This window comes from Comamonas testosteroni (assembly GCF_014076415.1).
Taxonomy (GTDB): Bacteria; Pseudomonadota; Gammaproteobacteria; order Burkholderiales; family Burkholderiaceae_C; genus Comamonas; species Comamonas testosteroni_F.
In genome coordinates, this window is record NZ_CP043568.1 from 4,911,454 (window position 1) to 4,928,318 (window position 16,865).

The 16,865-nt window shown below is 57.6% G+C and carries 19 protein-coding genes; 3 read left to right on the plus strand and 16 right to left on the minus strand.

The window, feature by feature from the left end; translation table 11 throughout:
- Positions 1-7: 7 nt before the first annotated feature.
- Genes F0P97_RS22660 through F0P97_RS22670 form a run of 3 tightly spaced genes read left to right on the plus strand, consistent with a single transcriptional unit; the run spans position 8 to position 2,283 of the window.
- Entirely contained in the window at positions 8-871 is an 864-nt protein-coding gene (locus F0P97_RS22660) for a fumarylacetoacetate hydrolase family protein (protein WP_182284404.1), read from the plus strand.
- Between the two features lie 3 nt (positions 872-874).
- Positions 875-1,843: a PDR/VanB family oxidoreductase gene (locus tag F0P97_RS22665; protein ID WP_182284405.1), complete on the plus strand. Its 969-nt coding sequence runs from the start codon at positions 875-877 to the stop codon at positions 1,841-1,843.
- Between the two features lie 5 nt (positions 1,844-1,848).
- Positions 1,849-2,283: a bacteriohemerythrin gene (locus tag F0P97_RS22670; protein ID WP_232538025.1), complete on the plus strand. Its 435-nt coding sequence runs from the start codon at positions 1,849-1,851 to the stop codon at positions 2,281-2,283.
- Positions 2,284-2,292: 9 nt separating this feature from the next.
- Here F0P97_RS22670 and F0P97_RS22675 read toward each other — a convergent pair whose 3' ends face one another.
- The 16 genes from F0P97_RS22675 to F0P97_RS22750 form a co-directional block, all read right to left on the minus strand.
- On the minus strand, positions 2,293-3,000 hold the full coding sequence (locus F0P97_RS22675; RefSeq protein WP_182284407.1) for a Bug family tripartite tricarboxylate transporter substrate binding protein: 708 nt from the start codon (positions 2,998-3,000) through the stop codon (positions 2,293-2,295).
- Positions 2,990-3,109, minus strand: a complete 120-nt coding sequence (locus tag F0P97_RS27865; protein ID WP_182284408.1) for a tripartite tricarboxylate transporter substrate-binding protein — start codon at positions 3,107-3,109, stop codon at positions 2,990-2,992. The genes F0P97_RS22675 and F0P97_RS27865 overlap by 11 nt, the downstream gene beginning before the upstream one ends.
- A gap of 246 nt (positions 3,110-3,355) precedes the next feature.
- Positions 3,356-4,060, minus strand: a complete 705-nt coding sequence (locus F0P97_RS22685) for a TetR/AcrR family transcriptional regulator (RefSeq protein ID WP_182284409.1) — start codon at positions 4,058-4,060, stop codon at positions 3,356-3,358.
- A 144-nt stretch (positions 4,061-4,204) separates the two neighbouring features.
- Positions 4,205-5,716 carry an MmgE/PrpD family protein gene (locus F0P97_RS22690; RefSeq protein WP_182284410.1) on the minus strand — a complete coding sequence of 504 codons (1,512 nt, stop codon included), beginning with the start codon at positions 5,714-5,716 and terminating at the stop codon, positions 4,205-4,207.
- A 22-nt stretch (positions 5,717-5,738) separates the two neighbouring features.
- Positions 5,739-6,437, minus strand: a complete 699-nt coding sequence (locus tag F0P97_RS27930) for a hypothetical protein (RefSeq protein WP_332839862.1) — start codon at positions 6,435-6,437, stop codon at positions 5,739-5,741.
- Between the two features lie 72 nt (positions 6,438-6,509).
- Positions 6,510-6,692: a hypothetical protein gene (locus tag F0P97_RS22700; protein ID WP_182284411.1), complete on the minus strand. Its 183-nt coding sequence runs from the start codon at positions 6,690-6,692 to the stop codon at positions 6,510-6,512.
- Between the two features lie 45 nt (positions 6,693-6,737).
- Positions 6,738-7,211, minus strand: coding sequence for a hypothetical protein (locus tag F0P97_RS22705; RefSeq protein WP_182284412.1), 474 nt, complete (start codon positions 7,209-7,211; stop codon positions 6,738-6,740).
- 91 nt (positions 7,212-7,302) lie between these two features.
- Complete coding sequence (locus F0P97_RS22710; RefSeq protein ID WP_182284413.1) at positions 7,303-8,433, minus strand: porin; 1,131 nt, start codon at positions 8,431-8,433, stop codon at positions 7,303-7,305.
- Between the two features lie 180 nt (positions 8,434-8,613).
- Positions 8,614-9,990 (minus strand): MFS transporter, encoded by a 1,377-nt coding sequence (locus F0P97_RS22715; protein WP_182284414.1) that lies wholly within the window; start codon positions 9,988-9,990, stop codon positions 8,614-8,616.
- A 61-nt stretch (positions 9,991-10,051) separates the two neighbouring features.
- Entirely contained in the window at positions 10,052-11,137 is a 1,086-nt protein-coding gene (gene dctP / locus F0P97_RS22720; RefSeq protein ID WP_182284415.1) for a TRAP transporter substrate-binding protein DctP, read from the minus strand.
- A gap of 220 nt (positions 11,138-11,357) precedes the next feature.
- Positions 11,358-12,155: a 2-keto-4-pentenoate hydratase gene (gene mhpD, locus F0P97_RS22725; protein WP_182284416.1), complete on the minus strand. Its 798-nt coding sequence runs from the start codon at positions 12,153-12,155 to the stop codon at positions 11,358-11,360.
- 14 nt (positions 12,156-12,169) lie between these two features.
- The gene (locus F0P97_RS22730; protein WP_232538026.1) at positions 12,170-12,715 is read right to left on the minus strand and encodes a DoxX family protein; all 546 of its coding nucleotides are present in this window, start codon (positions 12,713-12,715) and stop codon (positions 12,170-12,172) included.
- A 68-nt stretch (positions 12,716-12,783) separates the two neighbouring features.
- Positions 12,784-13,260 (minus strand): hypothetical protein, encoded by a 477-nt coding sequence (locus F0P97_RS22735; protein WP_182284417.1) that lies wholly within the window; start codon positions 13,258-13,260, stop codon positions 12,784-12,786.
- Between the two features lie 159 nt (positions 13,261-13,419).
- Positions 13,420-14,307: a LysR family transcriptional regulator gene (locus F0P97_RS22740; RefSeq protein WP_182284418.1), complete on the minus strand. Its 888-nt coding sequence runs from the start codon at positions 14,305-14,307 to the stop codon at positions 13,420-13,422.
- A gap of 57 nt (positions 14,308-14,364) precedes the next feature.
- A complete protein-coding gene (locus F0P97_RS22745) occupies positions 14,365-15,549 on the minus strand; it encodes a flavin reductase (protein ID WP_182284419.1) in 1,185 nt (394 codons plus the stop codon).
- Between the two features lie 106 nt (positions 15,550-15,655).
- Positions 15,656-16,828 (minus strand): hydroxylase, encoded by a 1,173-nt coding sequence (locus F0P97_RS22750; protein ID WP_182284420.1) that lies wholly within the window; start codon positions 16,826-16,828, stop codon positions 15,656-15,658.
- Positions 16,829-16,865 lie beyond the last annotated feature (37 nt).

Sequence of the window (16,865 nt, forward strand, 5' to 3'; positions counted from 1 at the left end):
GAACGATATGAAGATTTGCTGGTTCAATGAACAGCGTCTGGGTGTGGTGGCCGATGGCCGCGTGGTTGACGTCACCGATGCGCTCAAGGCCCTGCCTGCGCCCTCCTACCCGCAGACCACGGGCGACCTCGTGGTCGCGAACCTGCCCCAGTTGCGCGCGGAAATCGAACGTCTGCAACCCACCGCCGCATCGCACCCCGTCGACTCCGTGCGCTTTCTCAGCCCCGTGGCGCAACCCGGCAAGATCATCGGCGTGCCGGTGAACTACCAGGCGCATGTGGAAGAAGCCAATCGCGACGTGGCCATCTTCACCAACCGCTACACCGGCAGCGTGAAGGAGCAAGGCCTGTTCCTCAAGGCCAACAGCTCCCTCATCGGCTGCAGCGACGCGGTGAAGATCACCATGCCCGAGCGCCTGACGCACCACGAGATCGAACTCGCCGCCATCATCGGCAAGAAGGTCTCGAACGTGTCGAAGGAAGAGGCGCTGTCCTGCATCGCGGGCTACGCCATCGCGCTCGACATGACCGTGCGCGGCCCCGAGGACCGTTCGCTGCGCAAGTCGCTCGACACCTACTCGGTGCTCGGCCCCTGGCTGGTGACGGCCGACGAGATCGCTGATCCGCAGAAGCTCGACCTGCACCTCACCGTCAACGGCGAGACCCGCCAGATCACCAACTCTTCGCAGATGATCATGTACATCGCCGAGCAGATCGAATGGGCATCGAGCTTCTACACGCTCTATCCCGGCGATGTGATCATGACCGGCACCTGCGAGGGCGTCGGCCCGGTCGTGCCCGGTGACGTGATGCACGCCACCATCGAATCGGTCGGCGACATGCGCGTGCGCGTCGAAGCGGCAGGAGCCTGAGCGATGACGGACACCACTTCATCGGCGCACGAGAAGCTCACGCTGCGCGTGCAGTCGATCACCTATGCGGCCAAGGACACCTATCTCGTCGAGCTGACCGATCCACAGGGCACGCCCCTGCCGTCGGTCACCCCGGGCTCCCACATCGATCTACATCTGGGCAACGGCATCACCCGCTCGTATTCGCTGGTGCAGTCGGGTGACGATCCTGCGTCCTATGTCGTCGGTGTGAAGCTCGACGCCAAGAGCCGCGGTGGCTCGCGCTACGTGCACGAACAGTTGCGCGTGGGCAGCCTGCTGCCGGTCTCCATGCCGCGCAACCACTTTCCGCTGCACGAAGATGCCGCACACACGGTGCTGATCGCTGGCGGCATCGGCATCACGCCGATCTGGTGCATGGCCCAGCGCCTGGCCGCCATCGGTGCCTCGTGGGAACTCTGGTACAGCGTGCGCTCGCGCGCCGACCTCGCCTTCGTGCCGCTGCTTGAGGCCATGGGCGCGCGCGTGCATCTGCATGTCGACGAAGAGGCCGGCAAGATTCTGGATCTGCCCGCCATCGTCGCCGCGGCTCCGACTGACACGCATTTCTACTGCTGCGGCCCCACCCCCATGCTCGACGCCTACGAGGCCGCCGCTGCAGCGCGCTTTCCTTCCGAGCAGATCCATCTTGAACGCTTCGCGGCCAAGCAGGCGGCATCGGTGGATGGCGGCTTCGTCATCTCGCTGGCCCGCTCCTGCCGCGACCTCGTCGTGCCGCAGGGTGCGAGCGTGCTCAAGGTGCTTCTCGACAATGGCATCGAAGTAGATTCCTCCTGCCAAGAAGGTATCTGCGGCTGCTGCGAGGTCGCTGTACTCGAGGGCGAGGTTGATCACCGTGACGCCATCCTTACCGAGGCCGAGCGCGCCGCCAACAAGACCATGATGGTCTGCTGCTCCGGTGCCAAATGCTCGCGCCTCGTGCTAGACCTATGATGCCCATGACCTGGGGTGAACATCTCCTTCTCGGCCACTCCGAAATGGATGGCCTGCACGAGGAGTTCGTCGAGTTGATCGGCCAACTGCAGACCGCGAGCGACGCACAACTGCCCGAACGGCTTCAGGCTATGCGAGCGCATCTAGAGCAGCATTTCAAAGAGGAGAATGAGTGGATGAGACGATCCGCCTTCCCGCCGCGCGATTGCCATATCGACGAGCACACTGCGGTGCTGCGCTCTGTGTGCGAGGTCTGTGAGCTGCTCGCCGAGGGCAACGTCGCCATCTGCCGCGATCTGATCAACGCGCTGGCGGATTGGTTTCCCAAACATGCCACGCATCTCGATTCGGCGTTAGCTCACTGGCTTTCCAAGCAACGCTTTGGAGGAAAGCCTGTCGTGCTGAAACGCAGCGTCAAATCCCCTCCCGTTGCACTCTGAGCCACAGAGTCACTCCACTTTGGCACCTACAGCCCGCACCACATCGCCCAACCGTTGAATATCGCTTTGCATCAACGCACGCAACTCGGAGGGCGTGGAGCTCAATGCCTCGACGCCTTGCTCTGTCATCTGTCGCTTCACCCCGGGTAGAGCTAATACGGCAGTGAACCTCCGCTGGATCTCCTGTACTTCGGACATTGAGGTTCTGGCCGGAGCAACCAGGCCAAACCAGTTCTGTAGCATTACCTGATCAAACCCGACTTCTCGCAATGTTGGCACTTGAGGCAGGACCATGAGTCGACTTTCCCCTGCCACCGCAAGAACGCGCAAATTTCGCTGCTCTACCTGCTTCTGGATCGAGCTGTATGAAACGAAAAAGCAGTCCACGCGCCCGGCGAGCAGGTCGATCACAGCCGGAGCCGCCCCTTTGTAAGGCACATGAATGAACTGTGCGGTACTTTGCGCCCTAAGCATTTCTCCCAGCAGATGACCGCCAGATCCGCTGCCTGCGGAAGCGTAAGTAATACCACCCGTTCGCTGCCTCGCTAGCGCCACCAACTCAGCTACCGTTTGTGCGGGGCTGTCAGCTGGAACCGAAAGGACACTCGGAAAGCGCCAGAGCAACGAAATAGGTGTGAAGTCTTTCAACGCGTCATAAGGCAAGCGCTTTCCATACAACGACGTGTTGATGGCATGCGAGCCAACATTAGGCAACATACAGAGTCTTGCCATCGGGCACCGCATGCTTGACATATTCCGCACCGATGATGCCGTTGGCGCCGGGCCGGTTGTCAACAAGAATGGTCTCACCCGAAATGCGGGTCACTTCTCGTGCCAGTAACCTTGACAGCAGATCGACACTCGCACCTGGTGCAAACGGCACTATTAATGTCGTAGGTTTGGCGGCGCTAGCCGTTAGCGCGAAGCTGGCGCTCCATGCGGAGCAAGACGGCAGAGCGCGCAGCAATTGTCTTCTGCGCATATCAGTCCTTCACGAGTAAGTCGATCAATTCTTATCAACTCGCCTGTGAGGATCAACACTCGAGTCCGCAACGCAGATATACCGTTTTCTTCAAGCTGCTTTGGCGCTTGCAACCCGAGCGCGCTTCGGCTTTTCCTCCAAAGCTCCATTCAGACCGACTTGGGCCTGAGCCACCAAATGGATGAGGCACGATACCAATGTGCTCTGGAAATCATCCAGAGACTCTCCTGATGCGCCCGCTATGGCATTTCCATCTTGCATGGCCAATGTGAAAGAGGCTAGCTTCTTCGGAAGTCCCGGCTGAGACTTCAGCAGCGATGCAGGAAGAATGCTTCGCCACCAAGTGGCTAGCTCTTCGCGCTGGGTCTCGCGAATGTTCAGAAATTGCGAACGAGCAGTCTGTTCAGGCACAGATTTTTCGACGCTTAATATCACACCAAGTCGCCAGAAGTCGGCCGCGAAATACTTGGGTGTGGTGGTACTTCCGAAGATGCGAGTGACGTGCTGCTCGAAACTTTCCTTTGGCAATGGCTTGTTGCGCTCTGCAGTCTCACGATGCCAACGCGAGAAGCTGTCCTCGATCATCGCGTTGAGCAGTAAATCCTTGCTTTCGAAGTGCCAGTACACGCTGCCAATGGGCAGGCCCGACATACTCGCCACCTTCGCCATCGTCATGCCGCTATAGCCATTCGTCGAAATGACGTTAAAGGACGTCTCGAGAATGCGTGAACGAACGGCAGCACTCGACTTGTGCTCGCCATGCTTGCGGGTTCGACTGTTTTCGCTGGTGACCATTGGGCTGAATTTTTATTTGGCTCATGTCGCTGGATTGGTGGCCCGGCATCCGGGTACCTCTCCAACATGTCTCCACAAGCTATCTGTATTGGTGAATTGTTGATGGTACCCAATGTTGACGTGCATGGGCCCATCCCTCTGTTTTCAAATCGCCATCGCAGTCTGGAGCGCAGACACATCAACCTCAGCTTCCAGATTCTGGATGCGCTGCAGAATCCGCTGTGCCTGCCCGCGCCTCATGCCTGCTGCATCAGTGCATTCGAACAACTTCTTATGGAATTCGGCGACTGTCATCGGGTTTTTGGGATCACCCTTGGCAAATTCGACCTGCTTGGTGAAGGTCTGACCATTGCGTGTCTCAATCTCTACACGGGCAAAGCCAGGGCCGCCATCCGGACGCACCAGATTCTTGTCCTCGACAGTTACGATCCGCGCAGTCAACTCCTTGAGGTCTCGGCGTTGCAAAGCCTCAAGCGTGAAATGTCGAAGACCGACCTCACGGTCCTGAATTGCTGCAGCCACCATCCAGGGATTGCTGAACTGAGCCTCAACGATCGTCTTGGGATTGCGCTTCTTTTCAAGGGGCGCTCCTAGCAGCATCATCTCTGCCGGTGGGCTGTAGATCGTGACTTTGGCCACCTGATCTGGGCGCAGGTCGTTCACCATTACCAGCTCTGTCGTGGCGTCGATAGCCACATGGCCACCGCGGCAGGAGGGATAGGGTTTTGGCGCGATATCCGGCCCAGCAAAGCTGCTACCCAACCCTCCGAGCAGGGACTCCTTCGAATACTTTCCACCGTGGTATTGTTTGAACAGGCCCTTGAGTCCCTCTAGAACATGATCGGAGCCGAACACGCCATGCTTAGCTAGGCGGGCCGACATCATCCCGCCATAGGCCGCAAAGCCCGCGCCGAGGCGCTTGGCGAGCGTGCCATCCACGCTCGCCTGGGCGTTCCCGGACATCTGGTGATAGGCGAGCCCCACGGCCGCAACCACCTGCTCACGCGAGAGCTTCATGAGACGACCAGCCACCATCGTCGCCGATAGAAAGCCATACATAGGTGTGGGATCCCACCCGACGACGAAAGGCGACACGCCCGGCGAACCCGCACGCGAGAGGCGGCAGGCAAGATCAGTGCCGACGGCTACTGCGGCTACCAACTCTTGGCCGCTCACGCCCTTGACCCAGTCGGCCGTGGCCAGCGCGGTTGGAATGGTCACGCAGGACGCATGCATCAGCGAGGGCTCATAGGTATCGTCGAACTCGAGCGCCGCAGCCATAGACGCATTCAGCCGCGCGGCGCTCTCTGCCGGCACACGCACATTTGTGCCCAGCACAAGACTCTCACCCTTACCACTGGTTTCGCGCGTCCAGTCATACAGTTGTCGTATGCCATCCGATTTCAACGCGGGCAAAGCCACCGCCACCGTATCCAGAATCTGGAACTTGGTCGCTTCAACCACTTTTGCAGGCAGCGCCGCATAAGGTGTTTCGAGGCAATAGTCCACCAGCGCGTAGATTGCGTCGGGCAGCGCGCGAGATGGTGTCGCAGAAAGTGCTGCCTTTTCCTCGGAAAGTGCCCAGACTGCTCCGGTTGTGCTACCGGCCGCGAACAGAGCTGCGAACTGAGTAAAGCCTCTTCGATTCAAATTCATGTTGTGACTCCTTTGTTTTTGTTCACGCCGGCGTGACTTCTCGGTTCATGCGCTGGGACGCGGAACCCGCCTTGTCGATCAGCATGGCGATCAAAGTCAATAGGAGCGCTCCCACCGGAGGACCCCAGTCATAAATGCGCAAGGGACGACTTCCCATAGAGGTCGAGAAGCCGATAACGACCACAGTCCATACCACCGCAACGGCGATGATCAGAAACATATCCTTGGATCGCACCGTATACGGTTGCGTACTGTCGGCTGCGAGCAGCGCGCGCCCTTCAGATGGTTGTGGCTGCCAGAGGAAGCCCGGCTTGGCGCGTAGTTGAAAGAGCCCGACAAAGCTCTTGCCGTATGCCAGGATCAGTAGCCCGCAGAGCAACAGTTCCTGAGTTCCGGTGAACAGTTGGCGTGGATGCGGCGAAACGAACAGGTTCAGATAGATGATCTGGAACGCGATTCCAGCCATGAACGCCAATGCCACCGGCACGAGAACATTGAACAGCAGCATGGAGCCGAGCACGATCTCCATGTACTTGACCAAGGGATAGAACCCCACAACGTTCATTTCGTGCATGTAGGGACCCACCGCCCCGGCTTTGCTGAAATCCGGCACAACGCCAAACACGGCGAAGTTGATGCCCGACTTCAAAAAATGAATGGCGTAGTAGTACCGCAACCAAAGGATGAGGTATTTCCAGGGACCGTCTTGTGCCTTGATCATTGTGTCTCCTTGACGTTCGGTTCTTGTGCTTTTGCTCGGGGTGTGACTTATCAGTCGCGCCGCGCTTGGACTTCAGTCCCGATTCCGATCGCGGTACAGGTAATAGATCAGACCCACCCACGATGCGACGAAAGCCACGATGTCGTAGTTGCGGATCGGACGGTAGGTGGTATAGAACAGGCCCGTAGAGCCAATGAATGCGGCGGCCGTCAGCACGAGGCATACGAAGACGGCGATCCATTTGTTCTTGTTCATGATTTCAGCTCCAGACAAAAGAAAGTTGCGAGTGAAGTGTGTGCTTCAGTCGACGATGCGGCGGCCGATGTCCTGCTTGTAGGCCATTGCTCCGTCCCAGAGCCACAGCGGTTCGAGCTTGGGCTTCACGGCGGCGAATATCCAGCCGCTGTATGCGAGTAGCAGAATGCCGTTAAGGAACAATTCCTGCGGGCCGGTGAAGTATTGGCGCGGCATCGCAGGCGAAGCGACGATGACGGTGTTAAGCCAGAAGATGTTGACCGTAGCCGGGAATTCGAGAATCAGACCGAGCAGGGGCAGGCGGTTGAAGAAGATCATCGCACCGGTGATGATCTCCAGATACTTGATGATCTGGTAGAGATAGATATTGGCATTGGCCTGCACCCATTCGCCACCGATGCCAGGAATGTCGGGCACGTAGCCCGTAGTCGCGTAGCGGATGCCAGAGAACAGCAAGTGGGCGCCGAAGTAGAACCGGATCCAGTGAATGATGTAGTACCAGGGTGAGCGCGAAGCCATGGCGTTTGTCCTTGCAATTTGAAATGTTGGAAGTAGGAGTGCGTCTAGAAAGCACGCTCGTTTCTAGCGAGACGTACTTTCTGGAAGGGCCTTAGAAGCGCGAAGTGATACCGAGAATGACGCCATTCACCGAGTTGCCGGCATTAGGAATGGGACTTTGGAACACTGGCCAACGAGATTTGCCGTTCTGGGTAAGGCGTGTGACCGCCGCCATCAGCATTACTGAGCGACTAACGTCGTATGTATAGGCGACGCCATAGCTAGTGGCATCGCTTTCATCGGTGCCGCTTGAGTATCGGCCGACGGTCATACGTAAGTTGCCTCGCTCAGAGACAGGAATAACCGCTCCCAGCAGCTTCACGGATTCTGAGCTTCCGTTAAGCGCCGCGCCGTTGCTACTCAGTGTTGGGTCGGTAGTGTCACGGTGTATATAGGTGAAGTATGGCTGGACTGGCCCCGCCTTGTAGCTCGCACCCAGCGCATACTCGGTGTTCGACTTTGTCGGACGCACGCTGCCCGAGCCAGGTGTACTGGAAGCCCGCACAAGCAGAGCTCCAAGGGTCAATGGTCCATTGTCATAATCCACCGCAGCCTCTATTAACTTAGGCTGAGTCTGAGATCCTTCATTGAAGCTGTAAGACAGCTTGGCCTGAAGACCGCTCCAGCGCGGCGAGATATAAGCAAGTGTGTTCTCTGTTCGCTGTGTCGGATTAATAAGAAATCCTGTGGAGACCCCCCTACCTGAAGCACTACCTGGAGCACCCGACCCCAAGGTTGTCAGCACGCCCCAGGCATCCATCGCGGGCAATAGCATAGGATCAAATTTCGGGAAAAAATTGTAGGTTGGCCCCTCCAGTCGTCCAGCACGAATTGCTCCCCAGGCCCTGCTCTCTAGTTCGACATATGCTTGACGGCTCCAGAATCGGTTAGGCATGCCATTGGTGGAGCTTGATGTACCGGAATCAAGATTGATGCCAGCCTCAAGCCGCGCGTTTGCCTTTAACCCTTGCCCCAAGTCTTCACTAGAGAGGAATCCCAGACGAGATCCGGATCCTCCTGCGTGCATCGCTGTTTTTGATTGACCGGACGTCCGGTAATGAGCAACAGCAAGATCAGCGACACCATAAATGCGCACCGAGCTTCCTGACGAATCCTGCTGCTGTGCATTTGCCATCGAAATGGCCCCCAAAGCAGCTACCCCAATAATCCACTTTCGCTTCATTTTGTCTCCTGGTTTTATTTTGAATACACCCGTTCTGTCCGTGCCATGCGCAGCGCTCCTCTGACGGAACATGCCTGCCATCGAAGATCGTGGATGATTGCGCGCGATGTGCACCGATCTCGCACTGGAAAGATTGCATGTGCGGTCAAATCCAAGTCCGTTACCGAACTTGAGTGCCTGTCATGCCATCTGTTTGGTACATGCCTGACTGGTTGAGGACACTTCCTTCTCGTCAGGCATCGTGTATGCCGCGAGTTCTTTGTCGAAGCGCTCGTTGCCCATCCAGTAAGCAATTGCGCTCACCAGGCAGACCGCTCCAAAATACGCAGCGACCCATTCAGGATGCTTTCCACCGGACGCTGCAAGCAACATCGCCGCGATAAGAGGTGACAGACCTGCCCCAAGCGTGGAAGCAATCTGGAATGTCAAAGCAATTCCGCTGTAGCGCACATCCGCGGCGAACTTCTCGCTAATCCAAGTGTTGAACACGCCCCCCATCAATGCTTGGATCACGGGCATCGCAAGCACCATGGCTAGCATCAATGCCAGGAAGCTAGGCTGCTGAACAAGTAGAAAGATCGGCCAGATCAGGATCACTCCGGAAATTGCACCGGTGAGCATCAGCGGCCTGCGGCCGATGCGATCGGAGATCGCGCCGAACATCGGCAGTGTGAATATGTTGAAGAAGTTCGCCACGGTCATCGCTAGTAGAGCGCTGGTACGTGTGTGCCCAACTTCCACGGCATAGTTCAGCAGGAATGCAGCGGCAAACGTCGAGAATGACAATGGCGCTAGACCACCCAGCACTCCTGACAGAATCTGCCCCTTGTTGTAGCGCAGCACAGTTACCAGTGGGATGGACTTTGGTCCACCCTTGGCTGCTTGCGCTTTGCGTGCTGCTTCGTATTCCGGTGTTTCCGTAACGCGCAAACGAATCAACAGGCCAACCACCATCAGCAAGGCACTGATGAGGAATGGGACACGCCACCCCCAGCTCAGAAACTGCTCACTTGGCAAAAGAGAAAACGGTGTCATCACTAGGGTGCCAAGCACTGCGCCCGTAGGCCCACCTGCACTCACTATGCTGACGGCGAGACCACGTCCCTTGGGCTTAGCATGCTCCATAGACATAAGCGTCGCGCCTCCCCACTCGCCGCCCATTGCCACTCCCTGCATGAGCCTCAAGAGCACAAGTAACACCGGAGCAGCGACACCTACTTGAGCATAGGTTGGCAAAAGGCCGATCAGGGTACTTGCTACGCCCATCATGATCAGTGTGACCACCAGCACATTTTTTCGTCCAAGCCGATCACCAAAATGACCGAAGACGATCGCACCAAGCGGGCGTGCGAAGTAACCCACAGCAAAGGTCGCAAACGAAGACAACGTTGCAGCGAAGGGATCGAGCGTCACGAAGAAGATCTTCGGAAATACCAGCGCAGCGGCAATCCCATACAACAGAAAGTCGTAGTACTCCAGCGTGGTGCCGAGATAGCTGGCAAGAATCGCTCGCCGCTTCTGCTTTTCACGCTCTTGCATATGGGTGGAATGAGTCATAGGAATTAACTGTCTCGTGGGTTAAGCAAAAGGGAGAAAGGGATACACAAGTCCCTGTTATTCATTGCGCTAAAGTAGCTTTGGCCAGTGAGGCAGTGAACTCAGGAGTCAGATGGTGTACCTGCATACCAGCGCGCTCGAGAGACTGCAAAGCCTGCAGCTCCTCCTCGCGCGCACGCAGGCGCTGGACCCGAGCAGCTTCCTCGGCGGCAGCTTTCAGCCAACCCTGCTGTGATTCATTCAGTGATCGCCAAGCACTAGTGTTGATTACCAATGTCTGAGCTCCATAAGAATGTTGAGTCAGCCAAAGATGCTTCTGTGTCTCAAATAAGCGGCCCTGCAGTAACTGCGATACAAAGCCTTCTTGTGCCTCGATGGCACCCCGCTCCAACGCTTGGCGCACCTCTGCTGCCGCGATAGGAACCGGCACAGCACCCCAAGCAGTGAAAGTATTTATGGATGTCTGGACAGGCAGTGTGCGAACCTTCATACCGCGCAGATCACTGAGGCTGTGCAGCTCGGTCCGTGTTGTGCTGAGTTGTCTGAAGCCGTTTTCCATCCAAGCCAAGCCCACCAGGCCGAAAGCGGGCAAACTGTCTAGGAGGGCACGTCCCCTAGGACCTTCTACAATCGCGTCCACCTGTGCTAAGTCGCGCACAACATAGGGCTGATCAAACCACGCAAACTCTTTTTGCAGCTCAGCCAAACCAGTGGCGGCGACTAGCATGATCTGCGGTGCACCTAGCCTCGCGTTTCGTAAAGCGTCGATCTGCTCTGCCGGGTTTCCTGAGACGGTGCTGGACAGCACATCGACTTCCAGCAGCCCATTGCTTCGACGCGCGACTGCTGCAGCAAAATCATTTAAGGCGCGGCGCACTGAATGAGTTTCAGCGAGATACGGCCGGTAATCCGCCACACTGAGTCGCCAGGAGGGCCCCGGAACTGTTGCAGTTTGAGCAGTAGCCAGTGTTGTTAGCGGCATCCCGAGCATCGCGAACCCGAGGTGTCTGGACGTGCGCATAAGGCTACTCACTCTGAAAGCAAGCCCTCTCAAAACCACCACTTCGAGTGATCTCGTTCCCGACACACCTGCGTCGCGCAGACCGCAACAGCGCGCCACACGGTCGCGCAAACGTGTCAACTGCATTGATTTGTCTCCAATATTTGGTGCTTCCAGCTTTATTTCTGGAATTTATTTTCTAGAATTTTTATACCAAATTTGAAGAACATCAATATGAAGCAATGCCATCTCTGCTATGTCAACATCGCATAAGAGTGCATGCACTACAGCCACGCTCCACAAAAAACGACAAAAAAGGCGCTCATGGCAATGAGCGCCTTAAGTAAGTTATGCGGCGCAGAGCGCCTCAATCAGTTGCGAAACGAGCCCGAACTATGCCCACGCCGCTGATGTTCGCTTCGAAAATATCACCGGGATTCACCGCCACCATCGGACCGAGCGCGCCGGTGAGCACAAGATCACCAGCTCGCAAAGGATGGCCCAACATTGCCAGCTTTCTGGCCAACCACAATGCAGCGTTTAAAGGATGTCCCAGGCAAGCACTACCAGTGCCCTGAGAGACAAGTTGCCCATTGCAGGTCATACGCATCTCTACCATCTTTAGATCAAGGTTCTCGAGTGGAACCTTCACTCCGCCAAGCACAACCAAACCACTTGAGGCATTGTCTGCAACCGTGTCAGCGAAGTGAATATTCCAGTCAGCAATCCGGCTACCGACAACCTCAATGGCAGGTAACACATACGCTGTCGCTTCAATCAATTCCACAAGTGTTGTATCAATGCGCGGTAGATCGTCACCGAGAACCAGAGCGACCTCTGCTTCCACCTTCGGCTGAAGCGTTCGCTCAAGCCCAATCGACTCGTCATCGCCATACAGCATGTCTGCGAATAACGTTCCGAAGTCGGGCTGATCAACTCCCAACTGCTTTTGTACCGCCAACGAGGTAAGGCCTATCTTGCGACCAATGACACGGCGGCCTTGAGCTTGCGCATGTTTTACGTTGGCTTGTTGGATCGCATAAGCTAAACGCTCGGCGTCACCATGCATTAAGTCTCGCAATGGACCGATCGGCGTACGAGTGAGCTCAGCCTCGCGCAGAAGCGCGGCAAGCTCCAAAATTTTTGCTTCATCTTGCTGTTCCATTTGGTGTCCCTCTGTCATTCACTCTTGGTCTGTTCTTCCGTATGGAAAATGTTCTTGAGTAGGCGAAGATCCTCCACCTTGCCGACTGGGGCCTTGAATTGCAGCATGGGTATGTAGTACTTCACATAGGCCAACAGCAGCACTACGTTCATGTATGTGCACCAGACTGCCATGAAGAAGCTAAATAGTCGCTCAAAGCGTAGGTTCAAAACGATCGAGTTGTAAAACACAACCAATCCCAACGGCAAGGCAATCACAAGTGCAAGAGGCACGAATCGATTGAACACCAGGCACAGTCCCACAAGCAATTCAGCAACCTTCACATAATCGAAAAGGCCGGTCTCAATCATGGTGACCAGCATGACGTTAGATAGGTGCAGCGTGCCCAGCGGCTGCGGGTAGATATTGGGCAGACCCCACATCGGCAGCAGATGGTTGAGGCCGTTCACGATCATCCATGCGCCCAGCATGAGCCGGAAGAAGGTGATGAGCAGGGTTCCGGTGAACCATGCGTCGATTTTGATGGCATCCTGGCTTTGATTGTCAGAGGCGGTTTTCATGGTGCGGTCACTTCGTGTGTTGTCTGGCGATGTCGATGGGCGGAATGGTGCGTGGTTCGGTGCGTTGCTCATCGGCTGGCCTTTGGCCATGACACCTGATCGCAGGTCTTGCCGGCGGGCAGCGCCTGGCTCGACGGCCGTGCGCGGTCCATGATGCGACCGTTATTGGTGCGGAAGAAGTCCACCGTCTCCATGCTCTGTCCATCGCTTCCATCGATGCAATGCCAGACCACGACGTTCAGGCCTTCCGCCACCACACGGCGGATCGTGTGCTTGATAGGAGCGCCATCCTTGCGGTCCGCCGCATCGGGTGCGAGGTCGACGGTCTTGGGTGTTGTGTAAGCCACCAGAGCCTGCGCGCCATGACCCTCGTCGTAGGCCATCTTCATGAAGCCAGCGACAACCTCGCGCGGCAGCTTGCCCACGCCCGGTCCTTTGTCTCCCGCCCAGCGCGGATTGGTGGCCATGTTGTGCGCCACAGCGGCTGTCAGCGCAATGCCGACGATGACCGATAGAGCGTTGAAGGTTCGGGTCTTGATCTGCATGAGTCTCTGTTTCTCAATTGTTATGGGTTTATCAGTTGCCGCGTTGCCAATCCATAAGCTGGCACAGCGCGTTCATTCTCGAATCAGCCATCCGGCCCTTCAAGACCGGCATCTGCATCTCAGCTATGCGCATTCACCATGGGTCAGCGCCTGTGTCGTTCAGTACAGCTCCTTGAGTGTTTCCTTGACCACCAGAGCGGCTGCGTCCGCCAGCTTGCTGCGCGGCTGCTTGGTCGATGTGATCATGCTTATCGTGGCCTCCAGCGGCGGATTGACGATCTTCTGCCACGACAGTTGCGGCAATGAACGCAGGGACTGCAGGCTGCCCGGCATGATGGAATATCCCCCGCCGCTGGCGACGATTTCTGTGGTGGATGCCGTTGAATCGATTTCCAGTTCGATGCGCAGACGCATACCGAGCTTGGCCGCAGCCGTTTCCACGGCGGGCCGTGTCCATTGGTTGCTGTGCGGCAGAATCAAAGGCAGATCGACCAACTCCTGAAGCCCGATTTCGGAGCCACCATCGCCCGCAGGCTCCGGTCCGATCAGATACAACTGTTCGTTGGCCAGCGGCTCGATGGTGAGATGTGGCGAGCTTGCGGGACTCAGCACCAGGGCGAAGTCCACCTGCCCGAGGAGCACCTTTTCATAGAGCGCGCCAGAGAGCCCCTCCGTCAGTCGAACCGAGGCCAGTGGGAAATTTTTCTTCAGCAGCGGTGCTAGCGTGGGAATCAGAATCCGGCCAATGCTGGGCGTGAGCCCGATGACCAGTTGGCCGGCATAGACTGAGTCGTTGTCGCGTACCGAAACCAGAGCGGCATCCATCGTGTGGATAACCGAGCGCGCGTATTCGACGAACTTGGCACCCTTTTCAGTAAGGCGCACGCCCCGGCCATGGCGATGAAAGAGGCTGGCCCGCAGCTCCAGTTCGAGCGTGCGCACCTGTCTGCTCAGCGTGGGCTGAGGGATGTTCAATACATCGGCCGCCTTGATGTAGCTGCCCGCTTCCGCCACAGCAACAAAACTACGCAATTGACAGATATCCATGGCAGTTCAGTGCTCCGTTTTAAGATGGGCTGCGACAAACAAGCAGGCAGGTCCGGCTCATTCAGGAATGCAGGCAATCAGGCGCTCGACGCGCTGGGCCGCATCCTGCAAGCGCTCCAGCAGCGCCTTGACCTTCGCACCCGGCAGTTCTGCCGGAAACTCGCTCAGACGTAATGCCAGCACCGTCTCGCCGCGCTGGTTCTGCACCGGGACGGTCAGGTGCAGCAATTGGTAGATCTGCGCATCTTCAATCTGCACCGGCTCGTGCATATCGAACATGGCGGAGACGGTTGAGAGAAAGCGCCGCTCCTGCTCCGGCGTGCGGTGCGGGCATGAGTACAGTTCGAGCGCCGCATCTAGCGCTTCGGAGCTCTGGTCGCCAAGCAGTGACATGGACCAGCGGCGCTCGCGCACGCGCTGTAGCTGATCTCTGGCACGCGACCGAGTTTCTTCGCTGCACTTGCCAAGACGCGCAAGCCAAGCATCCTCCGCAATCGCATTGACGCTGTCCACGAACAGCGCCCCCAGTGGCGGCGTCAGTGGAGCACGCGCGCCGAGGCGATTCTTGCCGCGCTGCGCACTCGAATGGTCTGCCACTGCGACATAGATGGAATCGATGCCAGCCGGTGCGACCACGCTGCAACCCATGCCCAGTTCCTTGGCCACGGCCTCGATCTCGTCACGCGCTGCCTCGGCCAGACGTACCGACTGGAACACGTCACGGTCGTTGACCAGCATCAGCGGTCCCGTCGAAAAGCGCCCATAGCCGCGCTGGAAGAACAACAGCGGCAGGGCGTCGCGCTCCAGCCCCATCGTCTTGACGGCACCGAGCACGATAAAGTGATCGCCGCCATCGACGACGTTCGCGTACTCACAGTCGATCCATGCCACCACACCGTCGATGATGGGATTGCCCGCCGGGCTCGCGTGCCACTTCACCGCCTCGAACCTGCGCTCTCCCGGCGCGGCCAGTGTGCGACAGATGCCTTCCTGATCGGCGGCCAGCATGTTGATGCAGAAACGCTCAGAGGCTTCGCGCAGAACGTTGAACGAACGCGAGGTCTTCATCGGCAGGAACGCGACCAGCGGTGGATTGAGGGACACCGAGGTGAACGTGCCCACCACCATGCCCATCGGCTCGCCCGCCGCGTCAAGGCCGGTGACGACCGCCACACCCGTTGGGTAGTTACCCAGCACCGCGCGAAACTGATCGCTGTCGATTGGGCTTTGAACGTTTTCCATTTTCAGTCAGCTCCGCGTGGAAATTCACTTCACACAGGGACACGCCAGCATGGCAACCAGTGCCCGTACTGTCTTGCCCCATTCGCTCATCGGATCGACAAACCAATCAGATGATCACGCCGGCCGGCTTGGGAATGCCGTACAGCGAGCCCGCAAAGGCCGCGTATACCGGGTCTTCCACGTTGCAGGCGTGGCCCATTGCCACCGAGAGATCGCGGAACTGGCGTTGGATCGGGTTGGACAGGCGGTTCGCATTACCACCCGCGCTCTTGAACACTTCGGCCGCAGCTGCAGCCGCGCGATGCACGGAGCGCACCTGGTGAACACGTGCGCGCGCCTGCATGGCATCCGTCACGCGCTCACCGCGCTTGGCCACTTCATAGGCGTCGGTAATGTCAGTGAGTAACTGCATCTTGGCCGCGTCCAGATCGGCAATCGCCGCACCCAGCGCCGACATGTGATAGGGGTTCTGCGTCGCTTTCACGCCCATGCGCGAGACACGTTCACGTGAGTAGTCGGAGAAGTGACGCACCACGCCATCGGCGATGCCGATCGACGCCGCCGCAATCGCTCCGGGGAACAGCAGATCGAACGGAACCTGGTACAGCACCTTTCCCGGCTGGTACTTGCTGGCGTACTCACGGGAATTGAGCTTGCCGACTTCCAGCGTACGGTAGTCGGGCACGAAGGCGTCCTTGACCACGACGTCCTTACTGCCCGTGCCGCACAGGCCCATGACTTGCCAAGAATCCTGAAGAATTTCGTAGTCCTTGCGAGGCAGGATGAAGTGGAATGGTTCGACGAATTCGTTCTCGGGACCGCCCTGCTTTTCAGCCTTTCCACCCAGCACGACCCACTTGCAATGATCGGTGCCCGAAGAAAACGGCCATTGACCATTCAGAATGAAGCCACCATCCACACGCTTGGCGCGGCCGATGAAGGCGTACGGCGAAGCGATCCAGGTATCCTTGTCTTCGCCCCACACTTCTTGCTGTAGCTTAGGATCGGTCTGTGCGAATTCGAATGGATGCACGCCCACCACGCCGCCCACCCAGCCCACGGACGGAGCGCGCGCTGCCAATTCCAGCAGCACTTGATAAAACTCGCGGGGATGGGCCTCGTCGCCACCGAACTCCTTAGGCTGCAGCATGCGCACCACGCCGGCATCGCGTAGCAGGCGAGCCGCTTCATCAGTGATGTAGCCGCGCTTTTCTCCAGCGTCGACTTCGTTCGCAACAGCGTCTGCAAGCTTGGGCAGACTTTCGATTACGGAATGCATTCTCTATATCCTCTTGAGATGTGGTTTCTGTCCGGTG

Coding starts and splice junctions, on each gene's coding strand:
- F0P97_RS22660 (WP_182284404.1), top strand. CDS start 8: ATGAAGATTTGCTGGTTCAATGAACAGCGTCTGGGTGTGGTGGCCGAT.
- F0P97_RS22665 (WP_182284405.1), top strand. CDS start 875: ATGACGGACACCACTTCATCGGCGCACGAGAAGCTCACGCTGCGCGTG.
- F0P97_RS22670 (WP_232538025.1), top strand. CDS start 1,849: ATGACCTGGGGTGAACATCTCCTTCTCGGCCACTCCGAAATGGATGGC.
- F0P97_RS22675 (WP_182284407.1), bottom strand. CDS start 3,000: ATGTTGCCTAATGTTGGCTCGCATGCCATCAACACGTCGTTGTATGGA.
- F0P97_RS22685 (WP_182284409.1), bottom strand. CDS start 4,060: ATGGTCACCAGCGAAAACAGTCGAACCCGCAAGCATGGCGAGCACAAG.
- F0P97_RS22690 (WP_182284410.1), bottom strand. CDS start 5,716: ATGAATTTGAATCGAAGAGGCTTTACTCAGTTCGCAGCTCTGTTCGCG.
- F0P97_RS27930 (WP_332839862.1), bottom strand. CDS start 6,437: ATGATCAAGGCACAAGACGGTCCCTGGAAATACCTCATCCTTTGGTTG.
- F0P97_RS22700 (WP_182284411.1), bottom strand. CDS start 6,692: ATGAACAAGAACAAATGGATCGCCGTCTTCGTATGCCTCGTGCTGACG.
- F0P97_RS22705 (WP_182284412.1), bottom strand. CDS start 7,211: ATGGCTTCGCGCTCACCCTGGTACTACATCATTCACTGGATCCGGTTC.
- F0P97_RS22710 (WP_182284413.1), bottom strand. CDS start 8,433: ATGAAGCGAAAGTGGATTATTGGGGTAGCTGCTTTGGGGGCCATTTCG.
- F0P97_RS22715 (WP_182284414.1), bottom strand. CDS start 9,990: ATGACTCATTCCACCCATATGCAAGAGCGTGAAAAGCAGAAGCGGCGA.
- dctP (WP_182284415.1), bottom strand. CDS start 11,137: ATGCAGTTGACACGTTTGCGCGACCGTGTGGCGCGCTGTTGCGGTCTG.
- mhpD (WP_182284416.1), bottom strand. CDS start 12,155: ATGGAACAGCAAGATGAAGCAAAAATTTTGGAGCTTGCCGCGCTTCTG.
- F0P97_RS22730 (WP_232538026.1), bottom strand. CDS start 12,715: ATGAAAACCGCCTCTGACAATCAAAGCCAGGATGCCATCAAAATCGAC.
- F0P97_RS22735 (WP_182284417.1), bottom strand. CDS start 13,260: ATGCAGATCAAGACCCGAACCTTCAACGCTCTATCGGTCATCGTCGGC.
- F0P97_RS22740 (WP_182284418.1), bottom strand. CDS start 14,307: ATGGATATCTGTCAATTGCGTAGTTTTGTTGCTGTGGCGGAAGCGGGC.
- F0P97_RS22745 (WP_182284419.1), bottom strand. CDS start 15,549: ATGGAAAACGTTCAAAGCCCAATCGACAGCGATCAGTTTCGCGCGGTG.
- F0P97_RS22750 (WP_182284420.1), bottom strand. CDS start 16,828: ATGCATTCCGTAATCGAAAGTCTGCCCAAGCTTGCAGACGCTGTTGCG.